Genomic DNA, 24,701 nt, shown 5'->3' with positions numbered 1-24,701 from the left:
AAAAAATGGCAGAAAAGAAAAAGACTACGATTGTTTTATTTAGTGGTGACTATGATAAAGCGATGGCCGCCTATATTATTGCAAATGGCGCTGCTGCTTATGATCATGAGGTGACAATTTTCCATACGTTTTGGGGGTTAAATGCACTTCGAAAGGATAATCATCAACCAGTCAAAAAAGGTTTGCTTGAGTCTATGTTTGGCAAAATGATGCCACAAGGAGCAGCCAAGTTAGGATTATCTAAAATGAATTTTTTTGGTTTGGGTAAATTAATGATTAATAAAGTAATGAAAAAACACAATGCAATGGAATTACCTAATCTTGTAGAAATGGCTAGAGAACAAGATGTGAAACTAATTGCTTGCACCATGACAATGGATTTACTAGGATTACAAAAGGAAGAATTACTTGATGAAATTGAGTATGGTGGTGTTGGCGCTTATATAGGCGACGCGGAAGATGGAAATGTTAATTTATTCATTTAATAAATGGAGGGTTTAAATAATGAAAGAAATTAGTGCAGAAGCATTAGCGGAAAAATTGGAACAAAATGAAAAAGTAAATATTATTGATGTTCGAGAAGATTTCGAAGTAGAAGAAGGTAAAATTCCTGAAGCTAAGCATATTCCATTAGGGGAAATAGAACAACGTGCCAAAGAATTAGACAAAAATGCACATTACTATATGGTATGTCGTTCAGGAGGAAGAAGTGGCAACGCATGCGCCCTATTAGAATCACAAGGTTATCATGTGACAAATATGACTGGCGGTATGCTTGCTTGGACAGGAAAAGTTAAATAAGAAAAAATACGAAAATATTAAAAAATGGAGGAATAGAAAATGGAAGCAACAAAAGTATTAGATGCTAAAGGATTAGCATGCCCAATGCCAATTGTAAGAACAAAGAAGGCAATAGCGGAGTTAGAACCAGGAGAAGTTTTAGAAATTCATACAACTGACCAAGGGTCAAAGAGTGATTTAACTGCTTGGGCAAAGTCAGGTGGACATGAAATTTTAGAAGATGTGGAAGAAGACGGAGTAATAAAGTTCTGGATAAAAAAAGGTGAATAAATAAGAACTTATTATTTTAAGAGTGGTTAAATTTTTTCATTGTGAGGAATGAGGAAAGATTTAATCAACGTTCTAAATAAATCTTTGATTAAGCTACTTTAGTTATTAAGACTAAAGTAGCTTTTTTCTTAGATGAATAGCATTATCATTGACTTAATACCCATCGTGGTATAGAGTGTAGATAGTTGTGATTTAAAGGAGAGAAAAATTTATGGATCATTCACATAAACGTTTTAATCCAGAACAAGTCAATAAGTTAATGTCACAAGAACGCTATCAATTACTTCAACCCGAAAAGCTAATTGATCATTTGGAAGTAAAGGAATCCGATATAGTTGCTGACCTAGGTTCAGGAGCAGGTTTCTTTACGATTCCTTTAGCAAAGCAAACTGAAAAAGTAGTTTATGCAATTGATATTGAGCCTAAAATGATTGAATTACTAAGAGAAGCTGCATCAAATCAGTTGATTACTAATATTAATGGAATAGTAAGTAATTTAAATCAGATCCCTTTGGAAGATAGATTGGTTGACAAGTTAATGGCTGCATTTGTTTTGCATGAAGTCGACCATCTCCAAACAACAATAAGAGAAATAGCACGTGTAACAAAATCAGGTGGCAAAGTTATGTTTATAGAATTTGAAGCAAAAGAGACAGAATCAGGACCTCCTGTAGAAATTCGTATCTCATCTTCTGTCATGAAGCAAATACTTAAAGACAATCAGTTTAAAAATATATGTATCTATTCCATCAATAGTAGCCACTATATGCTGATTGCTGAACGAAAGTAGGAATTTATGATGCAAGAAGCAATAATGATTGGTCCTTTTGTAGTAAAGATGTCACTATTGATGCTGATTGGTAGTCTAGTTATGGGATTTTTGTTTTTTTGGATCACGAGTCCTTGGAAAAAAGATGAAACGCGATATTACCTTGACCAAATAGCTAATGCTTTGTTTTTTTTCGTAATTGCTTTGTTTATTGGTAAGGTGTTTCTAAATTTATCTTTATTTTTTGAAGATCCACTAGCAGTGTTGGCTTTTCCTAGTGATTCAACTGTATTTTATTTTGCTTTTGTCTGTTTTATTCTATTTGCTGGTTATTATAGAAATAAGATAAAATTTCCTATAACCGGTTTAGCTCTTAGTTTTTCAGTGGTTATTATTACGGCTTTATTCAGTTTTTTATTTGGACAACATATATTCACAAATGTGTCTCGTTCAATGATAGAATTAACGTTGCATTTTGTATTGTTGTTAGGGTGGATATTACTACAAGCTAAACTAACATCACGCGTATTACTAGGTGTTATGGTTACTTTTTGGGGAATGATTAAATTTCTTCTATCGATGGTTAAAACAACATATGTTTTTACATTTCCTTTAGCTAGTTGGTTTTATCTACTTATTTTAGCAATTGGAATACTCGCTTTAATAAATTGGAAAGGTAAGGTGAAAATGTGGAACCGACAACGGATGTAACCATTTTGTTGGCTCTAGGAGCAGGGATGCTTTCTTTTTTTTCTCCATGTACATTGCCGATATTCCCAGCATATTTATCTTACATAACCGGCATAAGCGTAAAAGAATTACATGGAGAAAGACAACGGAAAATGCAAATACGGTTACTCTCTCATGCTGTTTTTTTCTTATTAGGGGTATCACTTGTCTTTTTAGCTCTGGGTATTGGGGTATCTATTTTAGGACAATGGATTCAAGGATTATTAACCGGTGAATCTGGTGTATTTATTCAACGAATTGCAGGTATATTTGTGATGGTGATGGGTTTAGTGGTCGGTGGTTGGTTAACGATTCCAACATTAATGAAGGAAAAACGTTTCCAAGTAAAACGTAAACCGATTGGTTTTATTGGTACCTTTTTTGTGGGGATGGGATTTGCTGCTGGCTGGACACCTTGTATCGGACCAATATTTGCTTCTATATTAGTTGTTGCAGGAACAAACCCGGCACAGGGAACGCTATATACATTGTTTTATGTGCTTGGATTTGCATTACCATTTTTACTGTTAACCTTTTTCCTTGGATATGCCAAATGGCTTGTTCGATATAGTAATAAGATTATGAAGTTTGGTGGAGTAATTATGATTATATTCGGGTTGTTGCTATTTACTGGACAATTGACTCGAATTTCTAATTTTATGTTGAGACTAGTTCAAGATACATGGCTTTCTAATTTAGGGTAGGAGGAGATAATGATTAAACGTCTAGTGATTATCTTGATCATAAGCGGAATGTTTGGCTGGGCCATTTATGATTTTATTAACCAACCAGATGAAGAGAATCAGACGTATGAAACAACGGAAGATACGGAAGTAAAGGAGTCAACTGATTCTACTAATGAAGGCGAACAAGAAGAGGAAAGTGTGGGTTTGGATGTTGGTGATATTGCACCTGACTTCACCTTAAATACACTGACCGGAGATGAAGTAACACTCTCTGACTATCGGGGGAAACGTATCATGCTTAATTTTTGGGCAACATGGTGTCCACCATGTCGTGCGGAAATGCCAGCGATGCAACAATTTTTTGAACAGAATAATGTAGAAATATTAGCTGTGAATTTAACAGATACTGAAGATAGATTACAAGATGTTGTTGATTTTGTAGATGAATTCGGCTTGACCTTTTCCATTCTTCTTGATGAAAAGAGTGAGTTAGCTGTAACATATCAGATACGGCCAATTCCTACTACATTCATGATTGATTCTAAAGGTGTTATACAGCATAAATCGTTTGGCCCTTTAAATCAAGAACAAATGGAACAAGCATTAGGAGCAATGCAGTAAAAAATCAATTACGTGTCTTTTTGGCACGTAATTGATTTTTTTAATTATTTTGATCTGTTAGTTGCATTCGATCGTTAAACAAGGTTGGATAAGATAGAAAACCTAGTATAATACTTGTAACAACAGCTGTTGTTAATAGTAAAAAAATGATTAATAATTGAAATTGTACTGCTTGCACTGGAGCTGCTCCTGCAATAATTTGTCCACTCATCATTCCTGGTAATTGAACCAGTCCAATTGTTTTTTGGTTTTCAATCGTTGGAATGGTGCTTGCCTTAATTGATGTAATTAAATGACGATGGATCGCTTGTTTTGGTGTAGCACCGAGCGAAAGGTATAGTTCGATTTGATCTTCTTTATCAGAAATTTCATCTGTAAAACGATTTAGGAAAAGGATAGAAAGCACCATCGAGTTACCAATAATCATTCCACTAATCGGAATAATATATTGTGGCGTGGCTGGAGTAATGGCTAATCCTAATAAAATCCCTTGTGTTAATAATTCAATTGTTGTAAAGGTAAGGATTAACTTCCAGGTGATTCCCTTAATAGAAACACCTTTCCTGCGTGCATTTTGCGTTGCTGCTCCAATCATTAAACTAATCATTGCTAAAATAAATATTGGATGCTTTACCTCAAATACATATTGAAGTAAATAACCTACAGCTAATAATTGAATAATAGATCGTGTCGTAGCAATAATAATATCTTTTCCTAATTCAAGCTTGAGTGTTTTGGATAATACAAAAGGAATGAGTACAAAAATTAAAGTAATCGATAGCGTAAGATAATTCATTATTTATGTACTCCTTTTACGAATTCACGAACTAGTTCTGTTTTAGGATTTTCTAATAACTCACTTGGTCCTTTTTCGATAACTTGTCCATTTACCATTACCCATGTATCATGGCCAACGTCAATGGCTTGCTGAAGGTTATGTGTAATCCATAAAATAGTCGTTCCATATTCAGTATTGATATTTTTAATTAAGGTTTCGATACCAGTTTGTGATAGACGATCTAATGATGAAGTGATTTCATCTAATAGAAGTATTTTTGGCTGATTAGCTAAAGTACGCGCAATAGATAATTTTTGTCGTTGTCCACCTGATAGGTCATTTGTCTGTTTTGATAATACATCGTTAGACAGTCCGACTTGGTTTATTAAATGATTTGCAATCTTATCATTAAATGTACGGTTACTTAATTGATAGGGAAGCATAAGGTTTTCTCTTACTGTAGCATTAGTCATAGTAGCTTCTTGAAGAGCAATCCCTACTGTTCTGCGTAAATCAATTGGCGAGTAGCTCTCAATCGGTTTTCCATCAATGTTAATTGATCCTTCCGAAGGTGAGAGTAATCCATTCAGTAACTTAAAGAAAGTAGTTTTTCCTGCTCCTGATGGTCCTACAAATGTGGTGATGTTACCTTTTATAATTTCCCCGGAAATATCTGTTAAAATTTGTTCGCTATTTTTTTGATATGATACATGATTACATATAATGGCTTTTTTGTTCATCACAATCCTACTTTCAAAGCTAATATGTATTACCGTACAACAAAAAACATTCTACGTAAACTAGGGTAACCAATCATCATTTAATTGAAACAATTAAACAAACGGTGAAATATTGATATACTACAATCAAAAGCACATTGAGGTGGAGAAATGGAAAAGCTATTATACTATGATTATTTAATTAAGAACGACTACACGTTTCTTCTAGTTTCATCGGACAAAGGGTTATGCTATATTGGTTTATTTAACACCGATAAAATATTCTGGAATAAATGGAAGAATAGGTATTATCCTACATATATTTTAAAGCATGACCTCACAAGGGTGGCTGCATATAAGCATGAACTGAATGCTTATTTGAATGGCGAGACAACATCACTTGCCATACCACTTGACTTGTTAGGTACGAATTTTCAAAGGGAAGTTTGGCATGCACTTCAATCGATTCCTTATGGAGAAACAACAAGTTACAGTGCAGTTGCAGAACAAATTAATCGTCCAAAAGCTGTTCGCGCTGTGGCTAATGCTATCGCAAAAAATCCACTATTAATTGTAGTACCGTGCCACCGAATCATAAGTAAAACCGGTAATTTAACTGGGTTTCGTTCCGGATTAGCTTTAAAGAAATGGTTATTAGAATTAGAATCAAAAAAATATACAAAATCTAATGAGATATAAGAGGGGTTAAGTGGAAGTTCTTGATTGAAAACAGATTTTCTATCTAGGAAGGTCAGTCCTGTATATATGTAAAATTTGTTAAGTGACAAAGGAAAAACACTTCCTTTGTCACTATGGCACATATGAAGAATTAATAAAAGGATGCACCTACAATTATTAACAGAATGAATAAAACTACAATTAACGCAAATCCACCGCCATAACCACCTTGTGGGTAGCCACAGCCACCATAGTAACCCATGTTTTTCACCACCTTACTGTCTTAATTACTATAACCTATGTAAAGTGTCTGTCTGTGTTGCGGGCGGATGTCTATATTTTTGGAATTAGGCGTTACCTTCATGATTTTTTATAACTAAGAATTAGAATGTTCGTTTTCGTTATGTTTTTTTCTGTCTATAAATAAAAGGATATCTACCTCTGATTAAAGAACGGTTGCATTAATATGGTATAGTATTTTTATGGACTTTTTTTAAACAGGGAGACGTTTGGTTTGGAAGGTTTTAATCAACAATTTTTATTGTCTATTTTAATTATTGGACTAGGTTATGTTATTAAAAAAACGAATATCCTAAAAGAAACAGATGGCGAAGTATTAGCTCGTTTAATCTTTAATGTTACATTGCCTGCTTTAATTATTGTCACATTTCATGACATTGTCATGGAAGCTTCTTTATTTTTATTAGTAGCTCTTGGTATTATAGTAGGGCTTATTCTTGGTATAATTGGGATCATCTTTTTTGATAAAGAGCAGAAAAGCACAAAAGGCATGCTTGCAATGATGGTTCCTGGTTACAATATAGGTTTGTTTGCATATCCTTTGGTTGAAGGTATTTGGGGAGAGGAAGGAATAAAATATTTTGGCATGTTTGATGTAGGTAATGCTTTTATTGTTTTTGGTTTAAGTTATTTAATTGGAAGCTATTACGCAGGCGAACAAACAAAAATCGGATATAAAGAAATCATCAGTAAATTATCTAAATCGATTCCATTAGTGACATATATCACTGTGTTTAGTTTGAATCTACTGCAAGTACCTCTACCTACCTTATTTATTGACACTGCTTCAATCATTGCACAAGCAAATATGCCACTGTCACTACTGTTATTAGGTATATATTTACATTTTAGTATAGATAAGAAATATCTATATTTAATAAGTAAGTTTTTATTCGTTCGTTTTGGATTTGGTATTGTTGTAGGAGTATTATTATTTATTTTTCTACCAATGAACGAAATGTTTCGTTACACGATCTTTGTTGGATTGTTATTACCAACAGCAACATCTTTACTACCATATGCTGTAGAATTCAATTATGATAAAAAATTTGTAGGAACGGTCTCTAACATAACAATGTTACTTAGCTTCTTATTGATTTGGCTCATTATTAATCTCACTTTGTAGAAAAATAATATAGAAATCTTGTTCATGTCTATAAAAATCACCATCTATGATTAAGTTAGATGGTGAAGGGGGATTAATTTAATATTTTTTTAATTGCTTTAGCAACACCGTCTTTGGTATTTTTGTCGGTAACCGTGGAACAAGTATTTTTTATGGTTTGTTCGGCATTTCCCATAGCCACACTATGCCCGGCAATTTTAAGCATAGAAAGATCGTTGAAATTATCACCTATTGCCATCACATCATCCAACTCAATATTATTTTCCGCTGCATACAATGAAAGTGCAATACCTTTCTGCCCTTCAGGATGATTAAATTCTAGATTATCATAACCTGATGAAGTAATGACGAGCTTGTCTTCTTCGTTAAATTTTTCTTTGATTTTATCTAAAACATCAGCCTCTAAAGAAAAAGCAAGTGCTTTATAAACCTCAATATCATCCTTTATAATAAGCCCTTGAAAATCATTTGTTGTATTAAACGCTTCTTCTTGAAAACGAAGTGCAGCACGTTCCTCTATTTCCTCACGAGATATAGTTGGATTTGCTGAGAGCATGATATTAACCATAACATCGATAAATTGCGAACGGTTTGGGGAGTAAACGCCTTTATTAGTATATAATTCAAAATATACTTGATTAGATTCGCATTGGTCCACAATTTTACTACTTAAACTTTTCGATAATGGAATACTGCGTAATTTTTCGCCTTCAGCTGTATAAAGACTTGCTCCATTTAAACAAATAATAGGAAGCTTTAATCCAACTGCTTGTAGTGTTTTATTTGCAGCTGTATAGGATCTACCAGTGGCAACTATTACCTGTACCCCTTGTTCTAATGCTTGTTTTAACATTTGTGCATTTTTTTCACTAATTTCTCCGTTTTCATTTAATAATGTACCATCTAAATCTGTGGCAATAAGCTTCATGTTAGAAAGACTCCTTATGTAATATATTTCTATTTATACATAGCATACACAAGAAGTAGAGCACTTGCAATAAGTGCACTACTTCAAAATATGCTAAGCACTTTTTAGACTATCTAATTATATCATTCATTACTGTAAGCATTTAGTTCACATTGTTCTATTCTTTGTTATTATTATTCATCATTGAAGACATCATGTCCGATAGATTATTGAATTTTTCTTCATCATTAAGAACATTCTTCATTAATTCCATTGCTTCTTTTGAAAGTGTTGGATCGGTCATCACTTGATTCATGAGTTTATTGGTTTCCTCACTTTCAGTCAATTTCTTTAGTAAATCATTAAAATTGGATGAAGTCATCTTTTTCAAAACTCCTTTCACTGAATCACTAGTTAAAAATACCTTAACTCTTTCATAGATTTCTAATAATTTTTCTTTTACCTCTGGTTGTTTAAACGTTTCAGTTATTGCTGCTAATTTTTCTATTTCGTTAGTAGGGATATTTCTTTTTTGCCATTCACTACGTAACCTGTCTAAAATGATATTTGATTCAGATGACTTTGGTGCATGGTTTTGTTGTTTTTCTGAAAACTCTTTGACCTGTTTGAATTTACCAGGTGCTATCGTTTCAAAGTACAGTACTTTCCGTTGCAATATGCTACACCTACTTTCTTATTAATTACTACATACATACGTAATTAAATGAAAATTGTACGTGTAATAGTCTAAGGTTTGTTGAAAATATATGTTTACCTAGTAAATGATAGGAAAATGAGGGAAGTAACTATTTTTAGAAGATTAGATATGATAGTCTATACCGCTTTTTCAAAATAACATAGATTATTAATGTGAGGCCGCACAAATCCAATCTTGAATTGGGGGGATAACAATGGCAATTATCGCTGCATTAGCTTTATTCTTCTTTTGGTTCTTTATTTTCACTCCAATCATTTTAATCATCGCTGTTTTGGCTCTCTTAGGTATTTAATTTTTTAAAAGGGCACTGCTAGAGTAGTGCCCTTTATTTTTAAAACTATTTAGGTATATTAGCCTTAATATAAATAAGATTTTGTTGACTATTAAAATAAACTTTTATCATAAACTATTTTTATTGATTGTACGAAAGAGAGATGCCTTTCACGAAGAAAATTACTATTTATTTTCGAGGAGTTTTACATAATTCCTCTCCTTTTCTTTTTATCTTGTTAACTTTAGGTAAACAAATGAGAGGGAAAGGTTTGTATAGAAGTATAGAGACCGAATTAGCTAAGTTTAAAAAACACAAAAAAAGAACCAGTTTAAACTGGTTCTTTTTTATTTAAAAGCTGTTATTAGTTTTTTTCAACGTTAGCAGCTTGTGGTCCGCGATTTCCTTCTTCGATATCGAATGTTACGCTTTGACCTTCTTCAAGTGTTTTAAAGCCTTCGCCTTGGATAGCAGAGAAGTGTACGAATACATCGTCTTGTCCTTCAACTTCGATAAATCCAAAACCTTTGTCTGCGTTAAACCATTTAACTGTACCTTGTGCCATATTACTTTTCCTCCTCGTGTGGTCGATCCACACAATTGTATTACTATTCTTGCTCATGCATCAAAACGAAAACTTTCACGTTGCTAGTTACTTGAAGTGTTTTGTCGAACAAAATAGCTTAAAGTTATTATAACAATTCATTTGCAATAAAGCAATCTTTTCATGAAAATAATTAAAATATTTAAAAGAACAAAATGGAATTCTGTTTCAGTGCTTGATAGAAAACCACATTGCAGGTAGTATAGATAGAGGAATTGAATTATTATATCTTTACTGAGTGAGGGTTTATGATGAGTGAAAAAATATCCATTTATGGGTTAACAAAGCCACAATTGAGTGAATGGCTAGAGGCAAATGGTCAAAAAAAGTTTCGGGCTAAACAAATATGGGATTGGTTGTATAAAAAGCGTGTACGGTCTTTTGAAGCGATGCATAATTTAAATCAAGAATGTCTTTCATTATTAAATGATAACTTTTATATAGAGACTTTAGAAGAAGAGATCAAACAGGAATCACAGGACGGTACGATTAAATTCTTGTTTAAACTTTCTGATGGAAATTTGATTGAAACAGTATTAATGCGCTTTTCATATGGTCTCTCTGTTTGTGTAACAACACAGGTTGGCTGTAATATAGGGTGTACGTTTTGTGCCAGTGGATTATTAAAAAAGAATCGTGACTTAACTAGTGGTGAAATTGTTGAACAAATTATGAAAGTGCAACACCATTTAGACAATCAAAAGAAACAAGAACGTGTCAGTCATATTGTGATTATGGGAATAGGTGAACCATTTGATAATTATGACAATACGATGAGCTTTTTGCGGATCGTTAATGATCAACAAGGATTATCAATTGGTGCACGACATATTACGTTATCTACCAGTGGCTTAGCACACAAGATTCGTACTTTTGCTGATGAAAATTTACAAGTTAATTTGGCAGTATCCTTGCATGCTCCAAATGACGAGTTAAGAACTCGAATTATGAAAATCAATAAAGCTTTTCCTATTAAGAAAGTAATGGAAGCTGTAGATTATTATCTTGAAAAAACAAATCGAAGAATTACTTTTGAATATATTTTATTAGAAGATGTGAATGACCATAAAAAAGAGGCATTGGAATTGGCAAAGTTATTGAAAGATAAGCGCCATTTATCTTATGTGAATTTAATTCCATATAACCCAGTTGAAGAGCATAACCAATATAATCGTAGTAAAAAAGCTGCTATCCTAACTTTTTATGAAACGTTACTAAAAGAGGGAATAAACTGTGGTGTACGTGTTGAACAAGGGTCTGATATTGATGCAGCTTGTGGTCAATTGCGTAGTAAACAAATGAAAAAAGCGAATTAAATAGATGTAAAAAGGAATCGGATTCTAATCCGGTTCTTTTTTTTATAAGATTAGCGTAAGAATAAACTTCAAAGTTTTCTCGTACAGAACGGCTAATTTTTGGATTTAAAGTAATTCTATGTGTGAAGAGGGAGGCACATGCATGAGCAAGAAATGGTGGAAAGAAGTGGTGGTGTATCAGATATACCCAAGAAGCTTTAAAGATTCAAATGGTGATGGTATTGGCGATATTCAAGGGATTATTGACAAATTAGATTATCTAAAAGAACTAGGAATTGATGTCATTTGGATTAACCCGATCTACCCGTCTCCAAATGATGATAATGGCTATGATATTAGTGATTATCAGGCTATCAGTTCAGAATTTGGCACAATGAAAGATTTTGACCAATTGTTAGAAGCTGTTCATAAAAAACAAATGAAAATGATTATGGACCTTGTAATTAATCATACATCTGATGAGCATCCATGGTTCATTGAGTCACGGTCTAGAAAGAGTAGTCCATATCGTAATTATTATATTTGGCATCCAGAAAAAAATGGGGGAGAGCCAAACAATTGGGAGTCGATTTTTGGTGGGTCAGCTTGGCAATACGATAAAAAATCTGGCGAATATTATTTACATATTTTTTCAAAAAAACAACCTGATTTAAATTGGGAAAATCCTAATGTGCGTAAACATTTATATGAAATGGTAAACTGGTGGCTAGATAAAGGTATTGATGGTTTTCGAATAGATGCAATTTCTCATATTAAGAAAGCAAAAGGATTCCCTAATTTGCCGAATCCAAAGAAACAACAATATGTCCCTTCCTTTGATGGACATATGAATCAGCCTGGAATTGATACATTTTTAAGTGAGTTTGTTAGTAAAACGATTTGTAATTATGATGTAATGACTGTCGGAGAAGCAAATGGGGTTAAGGTAGAAGATGCAGATCAATGGGTTGGAGAAGAAGATGGCTATTTTAATATGATTTTTCAATTTGATCATTTAGACCTTTGGGGGAAAAGTACTGCTGGGAAATTAGATATAGAAAAATTAAAAGAAGTACTAACCAAATGGCAAAAGGGATTAGAGAGAATTGGTTGGAATGCTTTATTTTTAGAAAATCATGATCAACCACGTTCCGTATCTACATGGGGAAATGATAAACAATTACGAAAGACTTCAGCAAAAGCATTGGCAACACTTTATTTTTTAATGCAGGGTACACCATTTATCTATCAAGGACAGGAAATTGGTATGACAAATGTTAAATTTGAAAACATTGATCATTATAATGATGTAGCTATAAAGAATTTGTATAACCAAGAAAGAAAAGCCGGAAAATCACATAAAGAAGTAATGAAAGTTATTTGGAAAAATGGTCGAGATAATGCAAGAACACCGATGCAATGGTCGAGTGAGGAGCATGCAGGTTTTACTAAAGGTCATCCATGGTTAAAAGTTAATTCAAACTATGCAGATATTAATGTGAAAGAGAATTTAGCTGATCCCAATTCTATCTATCATTATTATAAAAAGTTAATTAATTTACGGAAATCATCAGAAACATTGGTGTATGGTAAGTATGACTTAATTCTAGAAAAGCATCCATATGTATATGGATATACAAGAAGCGATCAAAATGAACAATTTTTAATTTTAGTTAATTTATTTAACAAGCAAACAAGAATACAATTAGATCAAGCCTTTATAAATAAAAAATTTGAATTAGTGCTATCAAATTATGGTGTATGTAAAACTATTGATAGCGTCTTAAATTTTCGACCTTATGAGGCAAGAGTCTATCAAGTGAAATAAAAAAGGTGGATGAAGTCCACCTTTTTTTTATCTTTAAAGTAATGATTGTGATTCATTTTTCTCTAATAGTGCCCATTTACAACTGTTTTTTTCTAAGAGATCAATCATTTTGAAGACAAATAATCCTAATAAACTAATTGCAATAATTCCCGCAAACATTTCTATATAGTCGACTCGTATCCAGCTATCCATAATAAAATAACCAATACCATAAGTAGTAGCATAATTCTCTGCAAAGAATAACACGGATATACTAGTACCAACACTAATTCTAAGTGCAGTAAACAGTTTTGGTAGAATGGCTGGGATGACCACGTGTTGATATACTTGCCATTTTGTTGCTCCTAATGAGCGAATGGAATAAAATATCTCTTTACTCAACCCTTTCACACTATCTCTTGTAGTAACAAGTATTTGAAAGAGAATAATAGTCGTAATTAAAACAATTTTAGAAGTATTTCCTAAACCAAACAAAATCATAAATACAGGTAAAAATGCTATCTTAGGTAACGGATAAAGTAGATAGATAACAGGTCCGAAAAATATGTCATACTTTTCGTGCATTCCTAAAAATAATCCAGTAACTGTACCTATGATAACAGCAATTCCAACTGAAACAATGATACGACCGAGGCTTACCAATAGATGAAGTAATAAATCTTCTTGTAATAGTTGAAAAAAAACGATGATGGTTCGAATTGGATTTGGAATGATATTAGATTGTATAGAAAGATGTAATAGATACCAAGCTAGAATGACAAATAGGGTTGCGTATATTGTTCTGTACTTTAATAAATAAATTTTTAACATTCTTGTAAACCTTCCATTTCATTTCGAACTTCTACACACAATTGAAAAAATTCGGTTGTATTGCGAAATGCATGATCACCAAAGTGGGGATTGTCAATCACTCTTTTTACACAGCCGTTTGATGGGTGCATAATAATAATTTTTTTACCTAAAAGTACAGCCTCTTCGATACTATGTGTGACAAGTACAATAGTTATATTCATTTTATGATAAAGATCAATCAAAAGACTTTGTAAAGACTCTCTTGTTATTGCATCCAAAGCAGAAAAAGGCTCATCCATCAGTAATAAGTCTGGCTTAATAGATAATGCTCTAGCTATTGCTACCCGTTGTTGTTGTCCGCCACTCAGTTGGGAAGGGTATTTATTTCGATGTTGGTAAATATCTAGTTCGGATAGAATAGCGGTAATTTGTTTATTCATTTCTTGTTTTGAAACGCCTCGAATACGAAGTCCAAGACTTGCATTATCCCAAACAGTCTTCCATGGCATTAAGCCGTATCCTTGCAAGATAACACCTGTTTCCTTACGGTTAGTTGTTAATACCTCTCCATTAATCTTTATTTGCCCATTAGTTGCTTTTCGAATTCCTGCTATGGTGTACAATAATGTTGTTTTCCCACAACCAGAAGGGCCAATGATCGCGCATGTTTCGTTTTTACTTATGTTTAAATTCAGATGATTTAATATTTGTGTATCATTATATTTAATCGTTAAATCTGTTATTTCAATCATGAATTAGTAAATTCCTCTGCGATCATATCTTCATATTCTAGATCAATTTTTATTCCTTGTGCGTTTTCAATCCAATTAATAATTTTATTTATATATGCGTTATTAGGTACACGAGCATGATGATAGGTAGGTAGCGTAATGAAGTCTTGAATTTCTGGATCCAAGTTAATCGTTTCAATTAAAACTTCTCTGGCCAATGTATCATCTTGATTAATTGCATCTACTGCTTGATTGTATCCAGTGATAAATCGTTTAATTGCTTCCCTTTTTTCTTTAATTGCTTGTGGCGTAAACACCATGGCTTCTGGCATGTATCCATCATCATCTGTCACAGAAACTAATTTCGTAAGTCCAGCTAATTCCCCTTTTGAAGCAATAGGTTCAGGGAAAAATCCAATGTCTAGTTGACCTGTTTTTAGCATTTCAAGACGTGCAGGAATCTCTGGAATATAGACTTTCTTTACATCGTAATTTGAAGAAATATAATTGTCTGCTAGATAGTTAGAGACACTGACTTCCATAATGCCTAGTTGTTTTTTTCCTTCCTTTTCAAACTTGTCATCAACTAAAAACGCAAAGCTACCATCTGTACTTGTGACAATTTTTGTTTCAAACCCATTTTGTTGTGTATTAATAAATGCAATTAAATCAGTCATTGCACCGTCTAGTTCATTTGTCTGCAATGCGCTTTGTCGATTGTTTCCGTTTGTGTAAATCGTTGCATTTAAATCTAAACCTAATGAATCATAATATCCTTCTTTTTCTGCAAGTAAGATCGGTGCAGCATCAACTGCCGGCATTAAACCTATTGATAACTCCACGGTTTGTTCTTCTTTACTATTCAATCCTTCACTTGCTTCATTGCTTGCATCTTTACCCATTGAGCAAGCCGTTAGTAACACAAGTAAGAAAATAAAAGAAACACTTAATTTAAAATTTTTCATCTGTATCCCCCTAAAAGTAATTGTCTGTTTATGTCTAATACATAGATTAATTGTAATGATAAAAATATAATAAATCAATGTGAATATCTGAACAATTTTTGTAAATAAAATTGTATTAGACATTATTTATATTAGTTATTTCATATTGACATTTAAACATTCACGTGAAAAAATGAACAATGTTAAAATGAAATGGAGATGACGTGAATGCAATATCGAATGATCATGGAGGACTTGATTAGTGAAGTACCAAAAATAAACAAACAAATAATCTACGATATATTTTTAGCTACTAGACCATTGTCATTAACATTGGCAATCTACTCAACTACTATTGGTATTGTCATTGCATATCATAATGGTTTTCTTTTTCAACCTGGAAGCTATGGAATCGATATAGTAAAGATTTTGTTAGTAACTATTGCCGGGTTACTTGTGCAAACAGGGGCGAACTTAATTAACGATTATTTTGAATGTGAATATAAGTATCGTCCACAAAGTATAAAAAAATATCGTTTTTTAGGAAAGCAACGAACACTCTTTGATATTTTTATCTTTTTATTTGGATTAGCATGTTTTGGTGCAACTGGTTTTATTGGATTAATATTGCTTTACCTTACATCAAGTGAGGTATTAATAGTAGGGATATTAGGTATAATTGGTAGTTATTCTTATACAGGTGAGCCAATTGTGTATAAAAAAAGGGGATTGGGTACACCATTGTCCTTTTTGTTGATGGGTCCATTAATGGTTTATGGAGCATATGTTGTTTTTTCAGAAAGCTTTTCTCTATCACCTATTCTATTAAGTTTACCAGTCAGCTTATTAATTCCTGCTTTAATGTTAAGTAATGAGCTTAGAGACTTTAATAGAGACAAGAAATTAGGTATTCGAACGTTAACCGTAAGATTAGGTTATTTATTTGGTAGAAATTTATATATAGCATTATTAGTAGTGAGTTATTTACTTGTATTCGCACTGGTTATAGTAAAACAATTGCCGGTGACTTCACTGTTTGTTTTTATAACAGTTCCACTTGCAATAAAAAGTTATCGATTAGTTGCAGTAAATCAACGAGCTCTTGTACCTGAAACAAATAAACTCCATTTAAGTTTTGGATTGATCTTAATTATTAGTTTATTAATATAAATAAAAACACGAACTATTATTGTGGGTGATAGTTCGTGTTTTTTGTGTAGTTTTTCATTACTTAACCCCAATTAAAAGGTGTCTCTTGATAAACATAATAGTTTAGCCAATTTGAAAAAATTAAATAGGCTTCTGATCGCCAACGATTTAATGGCATATTATTGGGATCATCATTTGGAAAATAGCTTGTAGGCATATGAATATCTATTCCCCGCTTTAAATCACGCTGATATTCTTCGGCCAATGTAGTGGCATCATATTCGATATGTCCTGTAATCATTATATGCTTCTCATCTTTTGAGACAAGTAAGAAGGGGCCTGCCTCTTCTGAATGATCAAGAGCTATTAGATCTGGATGCGCAGTGACTTCATTAAATCTAATATTCGTATTTCTTGAATGAGGAGCTAAAAATTTATCGTTTATTCCTCGAACTAATTTAATAGTAGGCTCTACTAATTGGTGGGCAAAAATCCCACTTAGTTTTTGTGGTCGCGTTTCCTTTTGAACGCCGTAATGATAATATAATGCTGCTTGGGCCCCCCAACAAATATGAAGGGAAGAAGTAACGTATTTTTTTGACCATTCCATAATTTCTGAAATTTCTTCCCAATAATCTACCTCTTCAAAAGCTAAATGTTCAATTGGAGCACCGGTAATAATCATGCCATCGTAACGCTTTGTTTTTATATCATCAAAGGTTTTATAAAACTGTTTAAGATGTGATTCTGTCACATTTTTAGATTGATAACTTTTTGTATGAATAAAATCTACATGAACTTGTAAGGGTGAATTACTAAGCAATCGCAGCAATTGCGTTTCTGTGCGTTCTTTTTCAGGCATAAGATTTAAAATTAAAATATTTAATGGGCGAATATCTTGGGTTGTTGCTCTCTCGGAATCCATTAAAAAAATATTTTCTTTTTCTAAAATACTTCTGGCTGGTAATTGTTTTGGAACATTAATCGGCATAAACGATCCTCCTCTACTAAATGATACTTTTACCATTATAGCTATCATTAAAAAGAAGAGCAACTATTCTAACTATTTTATTTTTTCAGGTAAGGATAATATTGACTCAATTAAAGTGTTTAACTTATTCTCAATTCTGTGTAACAAATAAAAAGTTACTGCAATTGGAAAGCCAACATCAGTCATGAGTGAAATCCAAGTGTCCACCATTAGAAATGCTCCTTTCTATTGAATAAAAAAAGGAGCATATTTCAGCTCCTTTCTTTGTTAGATTTGAATATCTGTTACATTGCGCTCTACTATTCGAGCACTTTTTTTACTTACCATATCACCGCCAGATGAATAAAGAACTTGTTGCGCAAGGATTTGGTCCATAGCAGCAGTTATTGCCATAGCATCAACAGGTTCTGCAGGGGAATCAAGAGAAATAGTTACTGTTTTATCCTGTTCATCTAAAAATTTTAATTCAAGACGTTTCATTTAGCTCCTCCTTTCATAAGAAGTGCAAATACGCTTACGCTTCTGTAATTAATTCAGTATCATTTCGTTTCACCATAAGTAATGGTAAAGTTTGTAGTGGAATGAGTGCTTTTGCAATGGCAAGTAATTGATCAGCGGTTGCGTCTGTCTTCACATTGTTAAAGCTTTTTGTTTTAGTAATGATTTCACCACTTTCCTCATCCAATCCATTGTCGAAAACTAACTGTAATCGTGTGTCAAGTGTTTCGGCTGTTACCATAAAAAATCACCTCCTTTCACTTCTATAATCGTTCATAGAAGGAAAAAAGGTGTATAAAACAACACAGTGAAAATTATGGTTTTCGTTTTGGCATCCACTTTCTATCTTTGTTTGTTGTTTCTGGGAATTTCTCTCCGGTAGTTAATTTAACGGATCTTGGATTAGTTACCATACTACCAGTTTCACCAATCTCAACATATATACCGTTATTAGGTGCTTTTTGTCCAGGTTCAAATTGATGGTTTTGTCCCATAATTTCACCTCCTTTTTTGATTAGGTTACCCAAATTGTTTATAATTAACGAAGATTTAATTGACATGAAACGCGTTTCATACGGTAATCTAAAGCAGAAGTGAAAGGTGTAATGGAGAGAGAAGGTGAAGAAATGACTAATATTCGTGATATCGCAGTAATGGCTAACGTATCTGTAACAACAGTTTCTCGTGTGCTTAACAACCATCCATATGTTAGTGAAGAAAAACGAGAAGCGGTAATGCAAGCAGTAAAGCAGAGTAATTATCATAAAAATATTAATGCTGTTCATTTAAGTAAAGGGAAAACATATCTCATTGGTATTGTACTACCTTATTCCGATCATCCATACTTTGGTCAATTATTACACGGAATTGCAAATCAAGCATTAGAATATAATTACAAATTAGTTCTTTTTCAAACAAATTATCAAAAGGAAAAAGAAGAAGAAGCTTTACATATGTTAGAGCAGCGTCAAATTGATGGATTGATTATCTGTTCTCGTACACATGCGTGGAATATTATTGAAGAATATGCTGTGTATGGACCAATTGCCTTATTAGAAAATTGTAAGTCAACGTGTGTATCTACAACGTATATTGATCATTTCCATACTTTCTATCAAGCATTAGAATATTTGTATCAAAATGGGCATCGAAAAATCGGCTACAGTATTAATCGGAAATCGGGTGTGAGTAGTCAGCAAAGAGAAGCAGCGTTCAAGGCATTTGCGAATGAGAAAGAATTATCCAATCATTCCACCTATATTTTTGATCAATGCTTACATTATGAAGATGGAGAGAAAGTTTATCATCAAATAAAGGGTATGGCTGATCCACCTTCAGCAGTAGTAGTCACGAGTGACCAAGTAGCAGCCTGTTTAGTGACTTGTTGTCAGAAAGGTGGAATAGATGTACCAAAGGATTTAGCTGTTCTTGGATTTGATAATCATCCAATGGCAAAATATATGGAAATAACGACAATGGAAATACCACATGAAGAAATAGGGAAAAACCTTTTTAAACAGGTGATACAATCTCATACTATTACCCACAAAAAAGTGGAGGTACAATTAATTAAACGAAAAACTGTCTGAGCGATACATATATGCTATACTAATCTTTTCGAAATAGCAGTGATAAAGGAGCTTTAAAATGAATGAACAAAATGTGATTTTTTTTGATATTGATGGAACATTGTTAGATCATGATAAAAATTTACCTAACAATACAAGGAAAGCTATCCAACAACTACAAGACAAGGGTAATATAGTAGCAATTGCCACTGGACGTGCCCCTTTTATGTATGAAACGTTGCGTGAAGAGCTGAATATAAATACATTCGTAAGTTTCAACGGCCAATATGTTGTAGTGAATGGTGAAGTAATTTATAAAAATCCACTTGAGTTATCATCATTAATGGAGTTGACGGAATTAGGGCTTAAACATAATCACCCAATTGTTTATATGGATCATGAGGATATGAAAGCAAATGTTCCAGAGCATGATTATATTAATCAGAGTATTGCGACGTTAAAAATCAAACAATTTCCTACGCATGATCCTTATTATTATCAGGATCGAGAAATCCTTCAATCTTTATTTTTCTGTTCTGAAGGGGAAGAAGCTTTTTATCAACAACAATTTCCTTCCTTTGATTTTATTCGTTGGCACCCTGTTTCAGTAGACATATTGCCAAAAGGTGGATCTAAAGCAAATGGAATCAATAAAGCGATAGAAGCATTAGGAATTTCTAAAGAAAATACTTATGCATTTGGTGATGGATTAAATGATTTAGAAATGTTATCAACTGTGACAAATAGTGTAGCAATGGGCAATGCGAAAGACGAGGTAAAAAATGCAGCAAAGTATGTTACCAAAGACGTAGATAAAAATGGGATTGAACATGGTCTAAAAATGGTAGGGTTATTATAAAACATAAACAAAAAAAGAAAGGTAGCTACCTTTCTTTTTTTTGTTATAGATGTGACGATGTTCACATAAATATTAGCTATCATTTGCTATAGTATCATTGTTAATGATAATCATTATCAATGTAATTAAAATTAAAGGATGAATCCGATGAATATAGCACAATTAAAAGAGAATGAGGTTGCGATCGTAGAATGTTTTTCAACGGTGGATCAACTGATTAAAGACCGATTAATGCAATTAGGAATATATCCCAATCAAGAAATTTGTCTTTTACGTAAATTACCGTTTGGAGGTCCATGTATTATCGGAACATGTGGCCAATGCATTTGTATTCGTTTATATGATGCAAAGGGGATAGAGGTGAAGAAAAAATGAATGCAACATTTGCCTTGATTGGAAATCCGAATACAGGTAAGACGAGTCTATTTAATGCATTGACAGGATCCTATCAATATGTAGGGAATTGGAGTGGTGTAACGGTTGAAAAGAAAGTAGGCACACTACATCACAACATGGGAACATTAGTTGATTTACCAGGGATTTATACCATGAATCCTATCTCAGCTGATGAAGCAGTAGTTTCGAATTACTTGTTGGAAGAACCAACTACACCAGTGTTAAATATTATAGATACCTCACAATTAAAAAGAAACTTGCACGTCACTATTCAATTATTAGAACGTAATAGAAATGTTCTTTTATGTTTAAATATGATCGATGTTGCAAATGAACGTGGAATTTATGTAGATAATAATCGGTTATCTAGCCTTTTAAATATTGATGTAACACCAATTATTGCACGAAAAGAACAAGGAATAGACAATATCTTTCACGGTTTGAATCAACTACATAAATCTACAACACCACTTGTTTTGTATTATGGGTCAATAGTCGAAAAGGGTATTACCTCAATAGAAAAAAAGCTATCGGATTTAAATGGCGATATAAATACAAGGTGGCTCGCTATTCAGTATTTACAAGGAAATCGCCAAATAGAAAATAAGTTAAGTTCAAGCAATTGTGAAATTGCTAAAATAAGAGACGATACGGAAAAACAACTGCAATTCAAAGAGGGAAATATTACATTGGCTTATCACATAATGAATGTTAGAGAGACGTTTATTCAATCTATAGTAGATCAAGTTATTACGATCAAAAAAGAACCAAAAGTATTTATGTCAGAGAAAATTGATCAAATAGTAACTAATAAATTTCTAGGAATACCCATTTTTTTATTTCTAATGTATATGATCTTTATGGTCACATTTAATTGGATTGGTTTTCCTTTATCTGATTTACTAGACGTGTTTCTTACTGATATGGTAGCGGTATGGTTTGAAAATGTGCTTGCTATTCTTCAAGTCAATCCATTTATAGAATCAGTAATATTAGAAGGGATTATTGGTGGTGTTGGAGGAGTACTCGTTTTCACTCCGCAAATCTTTATCTTATTTTTTTGTCTATCTTTATTAGAAGACTCAGGATACATGGCACGTATAACCGTTGTAATGGATCGGTTTATGCAAGCAATGGGATTGAATGGAAAAGCATTTATACCACTTATTATTGGATTTGGTTGTAATGTTCCGGGTATCATGGCAGCAAGGAGTATTGAACAAGAACGAGATCGATTAATTACAATGGTAATGTTGCCCTTTATGTCTTGTTCAGCCCGACTTCCGGTATATGCATTGTTTATTAGTGTTTTCTTTAAAGAAAATCAAGCACTTATTGCCTTATCCTTGTATGTACTTGGAATTGTAATTGCACTGCTGTTAGCCAAAATTTTGACTAGTACAACGTTTAAAAAAGAAAAATCTTTATTCATTATGGAACTTCCTCCATATCGTATGCCACAGTGGCGAACACTTTGGCGGGCAACCTGGGAGAAGGGGAAAGGTTTCATTCGAAAAGCTGGGACTTTTATTTTTGGAGGATCCGTCATTATTTGGTTACTTACGTATATGGGTCCTGGAGGGATAGACGTACCAATGGATGAAAGCTACTTAGCACAGATTGGGGCTTATATTGCGCCGTTTCTTGCTCCTTTAGGTTTTGGTACATGGCAAGCAGCATCTTCTTTGTTAACAGGGTTTTTAGCTAAAGAAGTAGTTGTTTCAACAATGAGTATTATTTATGCAGCACCAGAAGTACAGATGCAGGGGTTATTAGCTGAATACTTTAGTCCATTAACTGCCTATGGTTTTATGACTTTTATTTTATTATATGTTCCTTGTTTAGCCACGGTAGCGGTAATGAAACAAGAGACACATTCAATCAAATGGACAATGTTTGCTATTTTATATGGATTAGTAATGGCATACATTGTTACATTTCTAATTATTCAATGTGGTCGAATTTTAGGAATAGCCTGATATGGAGGTAATGTGATGATAAGCTGGGTGATAGGAATAGTTATTTTTGGTTATGCTGCTTGGACACTAATACAACATGCGCGTAAAAGCTATAAAGGAAAATGTGCAGCATGTGAATTAAGAAAATATTGTGAAGAGGATTGTGAATCACCAAACAATTATAATGATAAAAATCTATTGGGAAAATGAGACATTTGGTTAGACGTTCATATTTGTTTTTGATAAAATATAGTTGTCATCGTTTTTATGTGGGGGATAAAGCGAGGAATAGGGTTCATTTTATGGTGTTTTCTTTACATACTTTTCATAACAATAAATAAAGAAAATGCTGTCAAATGATATTTTTATAATTAGGAGGGGTTGTACGTCCATGAGTAAACCAAAAATAGTTGTTCTCGGTGCGGGCTATGCTGGCATGATGACAACAAAAAGATTAATGCAACAATTATCAACAGAAGAAGCAGAAATTGTTTTAGTGAATAAGCATAATTATCACTACCAAACAACATGGTTACATGAAGTTGCGGCTGGAACAATTGATCCAAATCGATCAAGGATTATGATTTCGGATGTCATTAATTCAAATCGTGTATCCATTGTCGAAGATACGGTGGAAAAAATATTTCCAGATCAAAAGAAAGTCCAACTAAAAAATGGAGATATTGATTATGATTATTTAGTAGTAGGTTTAGGGTTTGAGAAGGCAACATTTGGTATTCCTGGAATGGCTGAACATGCATTATCTATTCAAAGCGTAGATAAAAGTCGCTATATTCGTAACCATATTGAACATCAATTCGCACGTTATCACGATGGCGAGGGCGACAAAGATGAATTACTTACGTTTGTCGTCGGAGGTAGTGGTTTTACTGGAATTGAATTTGTTGGTGAACTGGCTGAGAAAATTCCGCAATTATGTAAAAAATATGATATTGATCCTAATAAACCAAGAATTATTAATGTTGAAGCTGCGCCTACTATTCTACCAGGGTTTGATGAAGAATTAATCAATTACGGAAAAAAATCATTGGAGGAACGTGGTGTAGAATTTAAGTTAGGAACAATGATTAAAGAATGTAAAGAAAATGCCGTTGTTGTAGGAGAAGACCATGAAGAAATAAAAGCAGGTACTATTGTATGGACTGGTGGGGTTCAAGCAAATGCTGTTATTGGAGAATCAGGGTTTGAATTAACAAAAGGAAAAGTGAATGTTAACTCTGATTTGCGCGCACCGGGCTATGAAGATGTGTTTATTTTAGGTGATTGTGCATGGGTAATGAATAAGGAGACGGGTAGACCTTATCCGCCAACAGCACAGATCGCTATTCAAGAAGCAGATATTTGTGCAGCAAATATCTCAGCACTAATACGTGGTGGTGCCTTAAAAGAATTTGTTTTTGATAACAAAGGTACTGTAGCTTCATTAGGTGGTCGACATGCAATGGGAACGATCTTTGATGGTAAAAAATTATATGGTCTATCTGCAAAAGTAATGAAAAATGTGATTGATGATCGTTACTTATTCTTATTAGGTGGACCAGGATTAGTATTGAAAAAAGGCAAATTCAAACCTTTTTAAAGATAATGAAGAAACAAGCTAGATTGTAATGATTGAAGGAGGATTCCATTCATGAAAAATACGTTGCTTGTCACGCTTTTCACACTATTATCTGCCGTGGTATATGTAGCCTGTT

Annotated in this window: 32 protein-coding genes; 18 read left to right on the top strand and 14 right to left on the bottom strand. The window is 33.1% G+C overall.

The genetic code is table 11. The annotated features are described in order from the left end of the window. Positions 1-5 precede the first annotated feature (5 nt). The 7 genes from BN1058_RS10835 (at position 6) to BN1058_RS10805 (ending at position 3,876) form a co-directional block, all read left to right on the top strand. On the top strand, positions 6-485 hold the full coding sequence (locus BN1058_RS10835; protein ID WP_090857277.1) for a DsrE/DsrF/DrsH-like family protein: 480 nt from the start codon (positions 6-8) through the stop codon (positions 483-485). A 19-nt stretch (positions 486-504) separates the two neighbouring features. After that, positions 505-801, top strand: a complete 297-nt coding sequence (locus BN1058_RS10830; protein WP_090857274.1) for a rhodanese-like domain-containing protein — start codon at positions 505-507, stop codon at positions 799-801. Positions 802-840: 39 nt separating this feature from the next. Next, the gene (locus BN1058_RS10825) at positions 841-1,071 is read left to right on the top strand and encodes a sulfurtransferase TusA family protein (protein WP_090857272.1); all 231 of its coding nucleotides are present in this window, start codon (positions 841-843) and stop codon (positions 1,069-1,071) included. Between the two features lie 211 nt (positions 1,072-1,282). Further along, positions 1,283-1,861, top strand: coding sequence for a class I SAM-dependent methyltransferase (locus BN1058_RS10820; protein WP_090857265.1), 579 nt, complete (start codon positions 1,283-1,285; stop codon positions 1,859-1,861). 9 nt (positions 1,862-1,870) lie between these two features. Beyond that, the gene (locus BN1058_RS10815) at positions 1,871-2,551 is read left to right on the top strand and encodes a hypothetical protein (RefSeq protein WP_090857262.1); all 681 of its coding nucleotides are present in this window, start codon (positions 1,871-1,873) and stop codon (positions 2,549-2,551) included. 26 nt (positions 2,552-2,577) lie between these two features. Further along, positions 2,578-3,273 carry a cytochrome c biogenesis CcdA family protein gene (locus tag BN1058_RS10810; RefSeq protein ID WP_090858259.1) on the top strand — a complete coding sequence of 232 codons (696 nt, stop codon included), beginning with the start codon at positions 2,578-2,580 and terminating at the stop codon, positions 3,271-3,273. Positions 3,274-3,282: 9 nt separating this feature from the next. After that, positions 3,283-3,876, top strand: coding sequence for a peroxiredoxin family protein (locus BN1058_RS10805; protein WP_369688254.1), 594 nt, complete (start codon positions 3,283-3,285; stop codon positions 3,874-3,876). Positions 3,877-3,916: 40 nt separating this feature from the next. Here BN1058_RS10805 and fetB read toward each other — a convergent pair whose 3' ends face one another. After that, a complete protein-coding gene (gene fetB, locus BN1058_RS10800) occupies positions 3,917-4,672 on the bottom strand; it encodes an ABC transporter permease (RefSeq protein ID WP_090857259.1) in 756 nt (251 codons plus the stop codon). Next, the gene (locus BN1058_RS10795; RefSeq protein ID WP_090857256.1) at positions 4,672-5,394 is read right to left on the bottom strand and encodes an ABC transporter ATP-binding protein; all 723 of its coding nucleotides are present in this window, start codon (positions 5,392-5,394) and stop codon (positions 4,672-4,674) included. Before BN1058_RS10795 ends, fetB begins: the two co-directional genes overlap by 1 nt. Before the next feature lie 150 nt (positions 5,395-5,544). On the opposite strand from BN1058_RS10795, the gene BN1058_RS10790 reads away from it, so the two are divergent. Continuing rightward, positions 5,545-6,072, top strand: coding sequence for a methylated-DNA--[protein]-cysteine S-methyltransferase (locus BN1058_RS10790; RefSeq protein ID WP_090857253.1), 528 nt, complete (start codon positions 5,545-5,547; stop codon positions 6,070-6,072). 130 nt (positions 6,073-6,202) lie between these two features. Here BN1058_RS10790 and BN1058_RS10785 read toward each other — a convergent pair whose 3' ends face one another. After that, the gene (locus BN1058_RS10785; RefSeq protein WP_090857250.1) at positions 6,203-6,313 is read right to left on the bottom strand and encodes a YjcZ family sporulation protein; all 111 of its coding nucleotides are present in this window, start codon (positions 6,311-6,313) and stop codon (positions 6,203-6,205) included. A 252-nt stretch (positions 6,314-6,565) separates the two neighbouring features. Here BN1058_RS10785 and BN1058_RS10780 point away from each other — a divergent pair, with 252 nt between their 5' ends. Beyond that, on the top strand, positions 6,566-7,477 hold the full coding sequence (locus tag BN1058_RS10780) for an AEC family transporter (protein WP_090857247.1): 912 nt from the start codon (positions 6,566-6,568) through the stop codon (positions 7,475-7,477). Positions 7,478-7,550: 73 nt separating this feature from the next. Here BN1058_RS10780 and BN1058_RS10775 read toward each other — a convergent pair whose 3' ends face one another. The 3 genes from BN1058_RS10775 to BN1058_RS10765 form a co-directional block, all read right to left on the bottom strand. Further along, positions 7,551-8,405, bottom strand: coding sequence for a Cof-type HAD-IIB family hydrolase (locus BN1058_RS10775; protein ID WP_090857244.1), 855 nt, complete (start codon positions 8,403-8,405; stop codon positions 7,551-7,553). Between the two features lie 157 nt (positions 8,406-8,562). After that, positions 8,563-9,060, bottom strand: coding sequence for a hypothetical protein (locus BN1058_RS10770; protein WP_090857241.1), 498 nt, complete (start codon positions 9,058-9,060; stop codon positions 8,563-8,565). 677 nt (positions 9,061-9,737) lie between these two features. After that, entirely contained in the window at positions 9,738-9,938 is a 201-nt protein-coding gene (locus tag BN1058_RS10765; protein WP_017471671.1) for a cold-shock protein, read from the bottom strand. Positions 9,939-10,228: 290 nt separating this feature from the next. On the opposite strand from BN1058_RS10765, the gene rlmN reads away from it, so the two are divergent. Further along, the gene (rlmN, locus tag BN1058_RS10760; RefSeq protein WP_090857238.1) at positions 10,229-11,293 is read left to right on the top strand and encodes a dual-specificity RNA methyltransferase RlmN; all 1,065 of its coding nucleotides are present in this window, start codon (positions 10,229-10,231) and stop codon (positions 11,291-11,293) included. A 142-nt stretch (positions 11,294-11,435) separates the two neighbouring features. Then, entirely contained in the window at positions 11,436-13,100 is a 1,665-nt protein-coding gene (locus BN1058_RS10755; RefSeq protein ID WP_090857235.1) for a glycoside hydrolase family 13 protein, read from the top strand. Between the two features lie 33 nt (positions 13,101-13,133). On the opposite strand, the gene BN1058_RS10750 is transcribed toward BN1058_RS10755, so the two are convergent. The 3 genes from BN1058_RS10750 to BN1058_RS10740 are packed head-to-tail and all read right to left on the bottom strand — an operon-like array spanning position 13,134 to position 15,588. Further along, positions 13,134-13,910, bottom strand: coding sequence for an ABC transporter permease (locus tag BN1058_RS10750; protein WP_090857232.1), 777 nt, complete (start codon positions 13,908-13,910; stop codon positions 13,134-13,136). Beyond that, the gene (locus tag BN1058_RS10745; RefSeq protein WP_090857230.1) at positions 13,904-14,644 is read right to left on the bottom strand and encodes an ABC transporter ATP-binding protein; all 741 of its coding nucleotides are present in this window, start codon (positions 14,642-14,644) and stop codon (positions 13,904-13,906) included. Before BN1058_RS10745 ends, BN1058_RS10750 begins: the two co-directional genes overlap by 7 nt. Next, a complete protein-coding gene (locus tag BN1058_RS10740) occupies positions 14,641-15,588 on the bottom strand; it encodes an ABC transporter substrate-binding protein (RefSeq protein ID WP_176694500.1) in 948 nt (315 codons plus the stop codon). The genes BN1058_RS10745 and BN1058_RS10740 overlap by 4 nt, the downstream gene beginning before the upstream one ends. 207 nt (positions 15,589-15,795) lie before the next feature. Here BN1058_RS10740 and BN1058_RS10735 point away from each other — a divergent pair, with 207 nt between their 5' ends. Beyond that, entirely contained in the window at positions 15,796-16,737 is a 942-nt protein-coding gene (locus BN1058_RS10735; protein WP_218054216.1) for a prenyltransferase, read from the top strand. 61 nt (positions 16,738-16,798) lie between these two features. Here the strand turns inward: BN1058_RS10735 and metA are convergent, their stop codons facing one another. The 5 genes from metA to BN1058_RS10710 all read right to left on the bottom strand — a co-directional run bounded on the left by metA (position 16,799) and on the right by BN1058_RS10710 (position 18,699). Continuing rightward, positions 16,799-17,707, bottom strand: coding sequence for a homoserine O-acetyltransferase MetA (gene metA / locus BN1058_RS10730; protein WP_090857224.1), 909 nt, complete (start codon positions 17,705-17,707; stop codon positions 16,799-16,801). A 72-nt stretch (positions 17,708-17,779) separates the two neighbouring features. Next, positions 17,780-17,914 carry a YvrJ family protein gene (locus tag BN1058_RS10725; RefSeq protein ID WP_090858250.1) on the bottom strand — a complete coding sequence of 45 codons (135 nt, stop codon included), beginning with the start codon at positions 17,912-17,914 and terminating at the stop codon, positions 17,780-17,782. 60 nt (positions 17,915-17,974) lie between these two features. Then, positions 17,975-18,187, bottom strand: coding sequence for a DUF2922 domain-containing protein (locus tag BN1058_RS10720; protein ID WP_090857221.1), 213 nt, complete (start codon positions 18,185-18,187; stop codon positions 17,975-17,977). Positions 18,188-18,221: 34 nt separating this feature from the next. After that, positions 18,222-18,446, bottom strand: a complete 225-nt coding sequence (locus tag BN1058_RS10715) for a DUF1659 domain-containing protein (protein ID WP_090857218.1) — start codon at positions 18,444-18,446, stop codon at positions 18,222-18,224. A 73-nt stretch (positions 18,447-18,519) separates the two neighbouring features. Next, on the bottom strand, positions 18,520-18,699 hold the full coding sequence (locus tag BN1058_RS10710; protein ID WP_090857215.1) for a YjzC family protein: 180 nt from the start codon (positions 18,697-18,699) through the stop codon (positions 18,520-18,522). A gap of 132 nt (positions 18,700-18,831) precedes the next feature. Between BN1058_RS10710 and BN1058_RS10705 the strand changes: the two genes are divergently transcribed. The 6 genes from BN1058_RS10705 to BN1058_RS10685 all read left to right on the top strand — a co-directional run bounded on the left by BN1058_RS10705 (position 18,832) and on the right by BN1058_RS10685 (position 24,586). Further along, positions 18,832-19,794, top strand: coding sequence for a LacI family DNA-binding transcriptional regulator (locus tag BN1058_RS10705; protein ID WP_090858247.1), 963 nt, complete (start codon positions 18,832-18,834; stop codon positions 19,792-19,794). A gap of 58 nt (positions 19,795-19,852) precedes the next feature. Then, entirely contained in the window at positions 19,853-20,632 is a 780-nt protein-coding gene (locus tag BN1058_RS10700) for a Cof-type HAD-IIB family hydrolase (protein ID WP_090857213.1), read from the top strand. A 147-nt stretch (positions 20,633-20,779) separates the two neighbouring features. Next, positions 20,780-21,007 carry a FeoA family protein gene (locus BN1058_RS10695; RefSeq protein ID WP_176694498.1) on the top strand — a complete coding sequence of 76 codons (228 nt, stop codon included), beginning with the start codon at positions 20,780-20,782 and terminating at the stop codon, positions 21,005-21,007. After that, on the top strand, positions 21,004-23,007 hold the full coding sequence (feoB, locus tag BN1058_RS10690) for a ferrous iron transport protein B (RefSeq protein ID WP_090857208.1): 2,004 nt from the start codon (positions 21,004-21,006) through the stop codon (positions 23,005-23,007). The genes BN1058_RS10695 and feoB overlap by 4 nt, the downstream gene beginning before the upstream one ends. A gap of 12 nt (positions 23,008-23,019) precedes the next feature. Beyond that, positions 23,020-23,196, top strand: coding sequence for a FeoB-associated Cys-rich membrane protein (locus BN1058_RS14195; protein WP_141652142.1), 177 nt, complete (start codon positions 23,020-23,022; stop codon positions 23,194-23,196). Between the two features lie 181 nt (positions 23,197-23,377). Then, positions 23,378-24,586: an NAD(P)/FAD-dependent oxidoreductase gene (locus tag BN1058_RS10685; protein ID WP_090857206.1), complete on the top strand. Its 1,209-nt coding sequence runs from the start codon at positions 23,378-23,380 to the stop codon at positions 24,584-24,586. The last annotated feature ends 115 nt before the right edge of the window (positions 24,587-24,701 follow it).

It is taken from the genome of Paraliobacillus sp. PM-2 (assembly GCF_001368815.1).
GTDB lineage: Bacteria > Bacillota > Bacilli > Bacillales > Amphibacillaceae > Paraliobacillus.
This window is presented reverse-complemented; position numbering and strand designations above follow the sequence as displayed.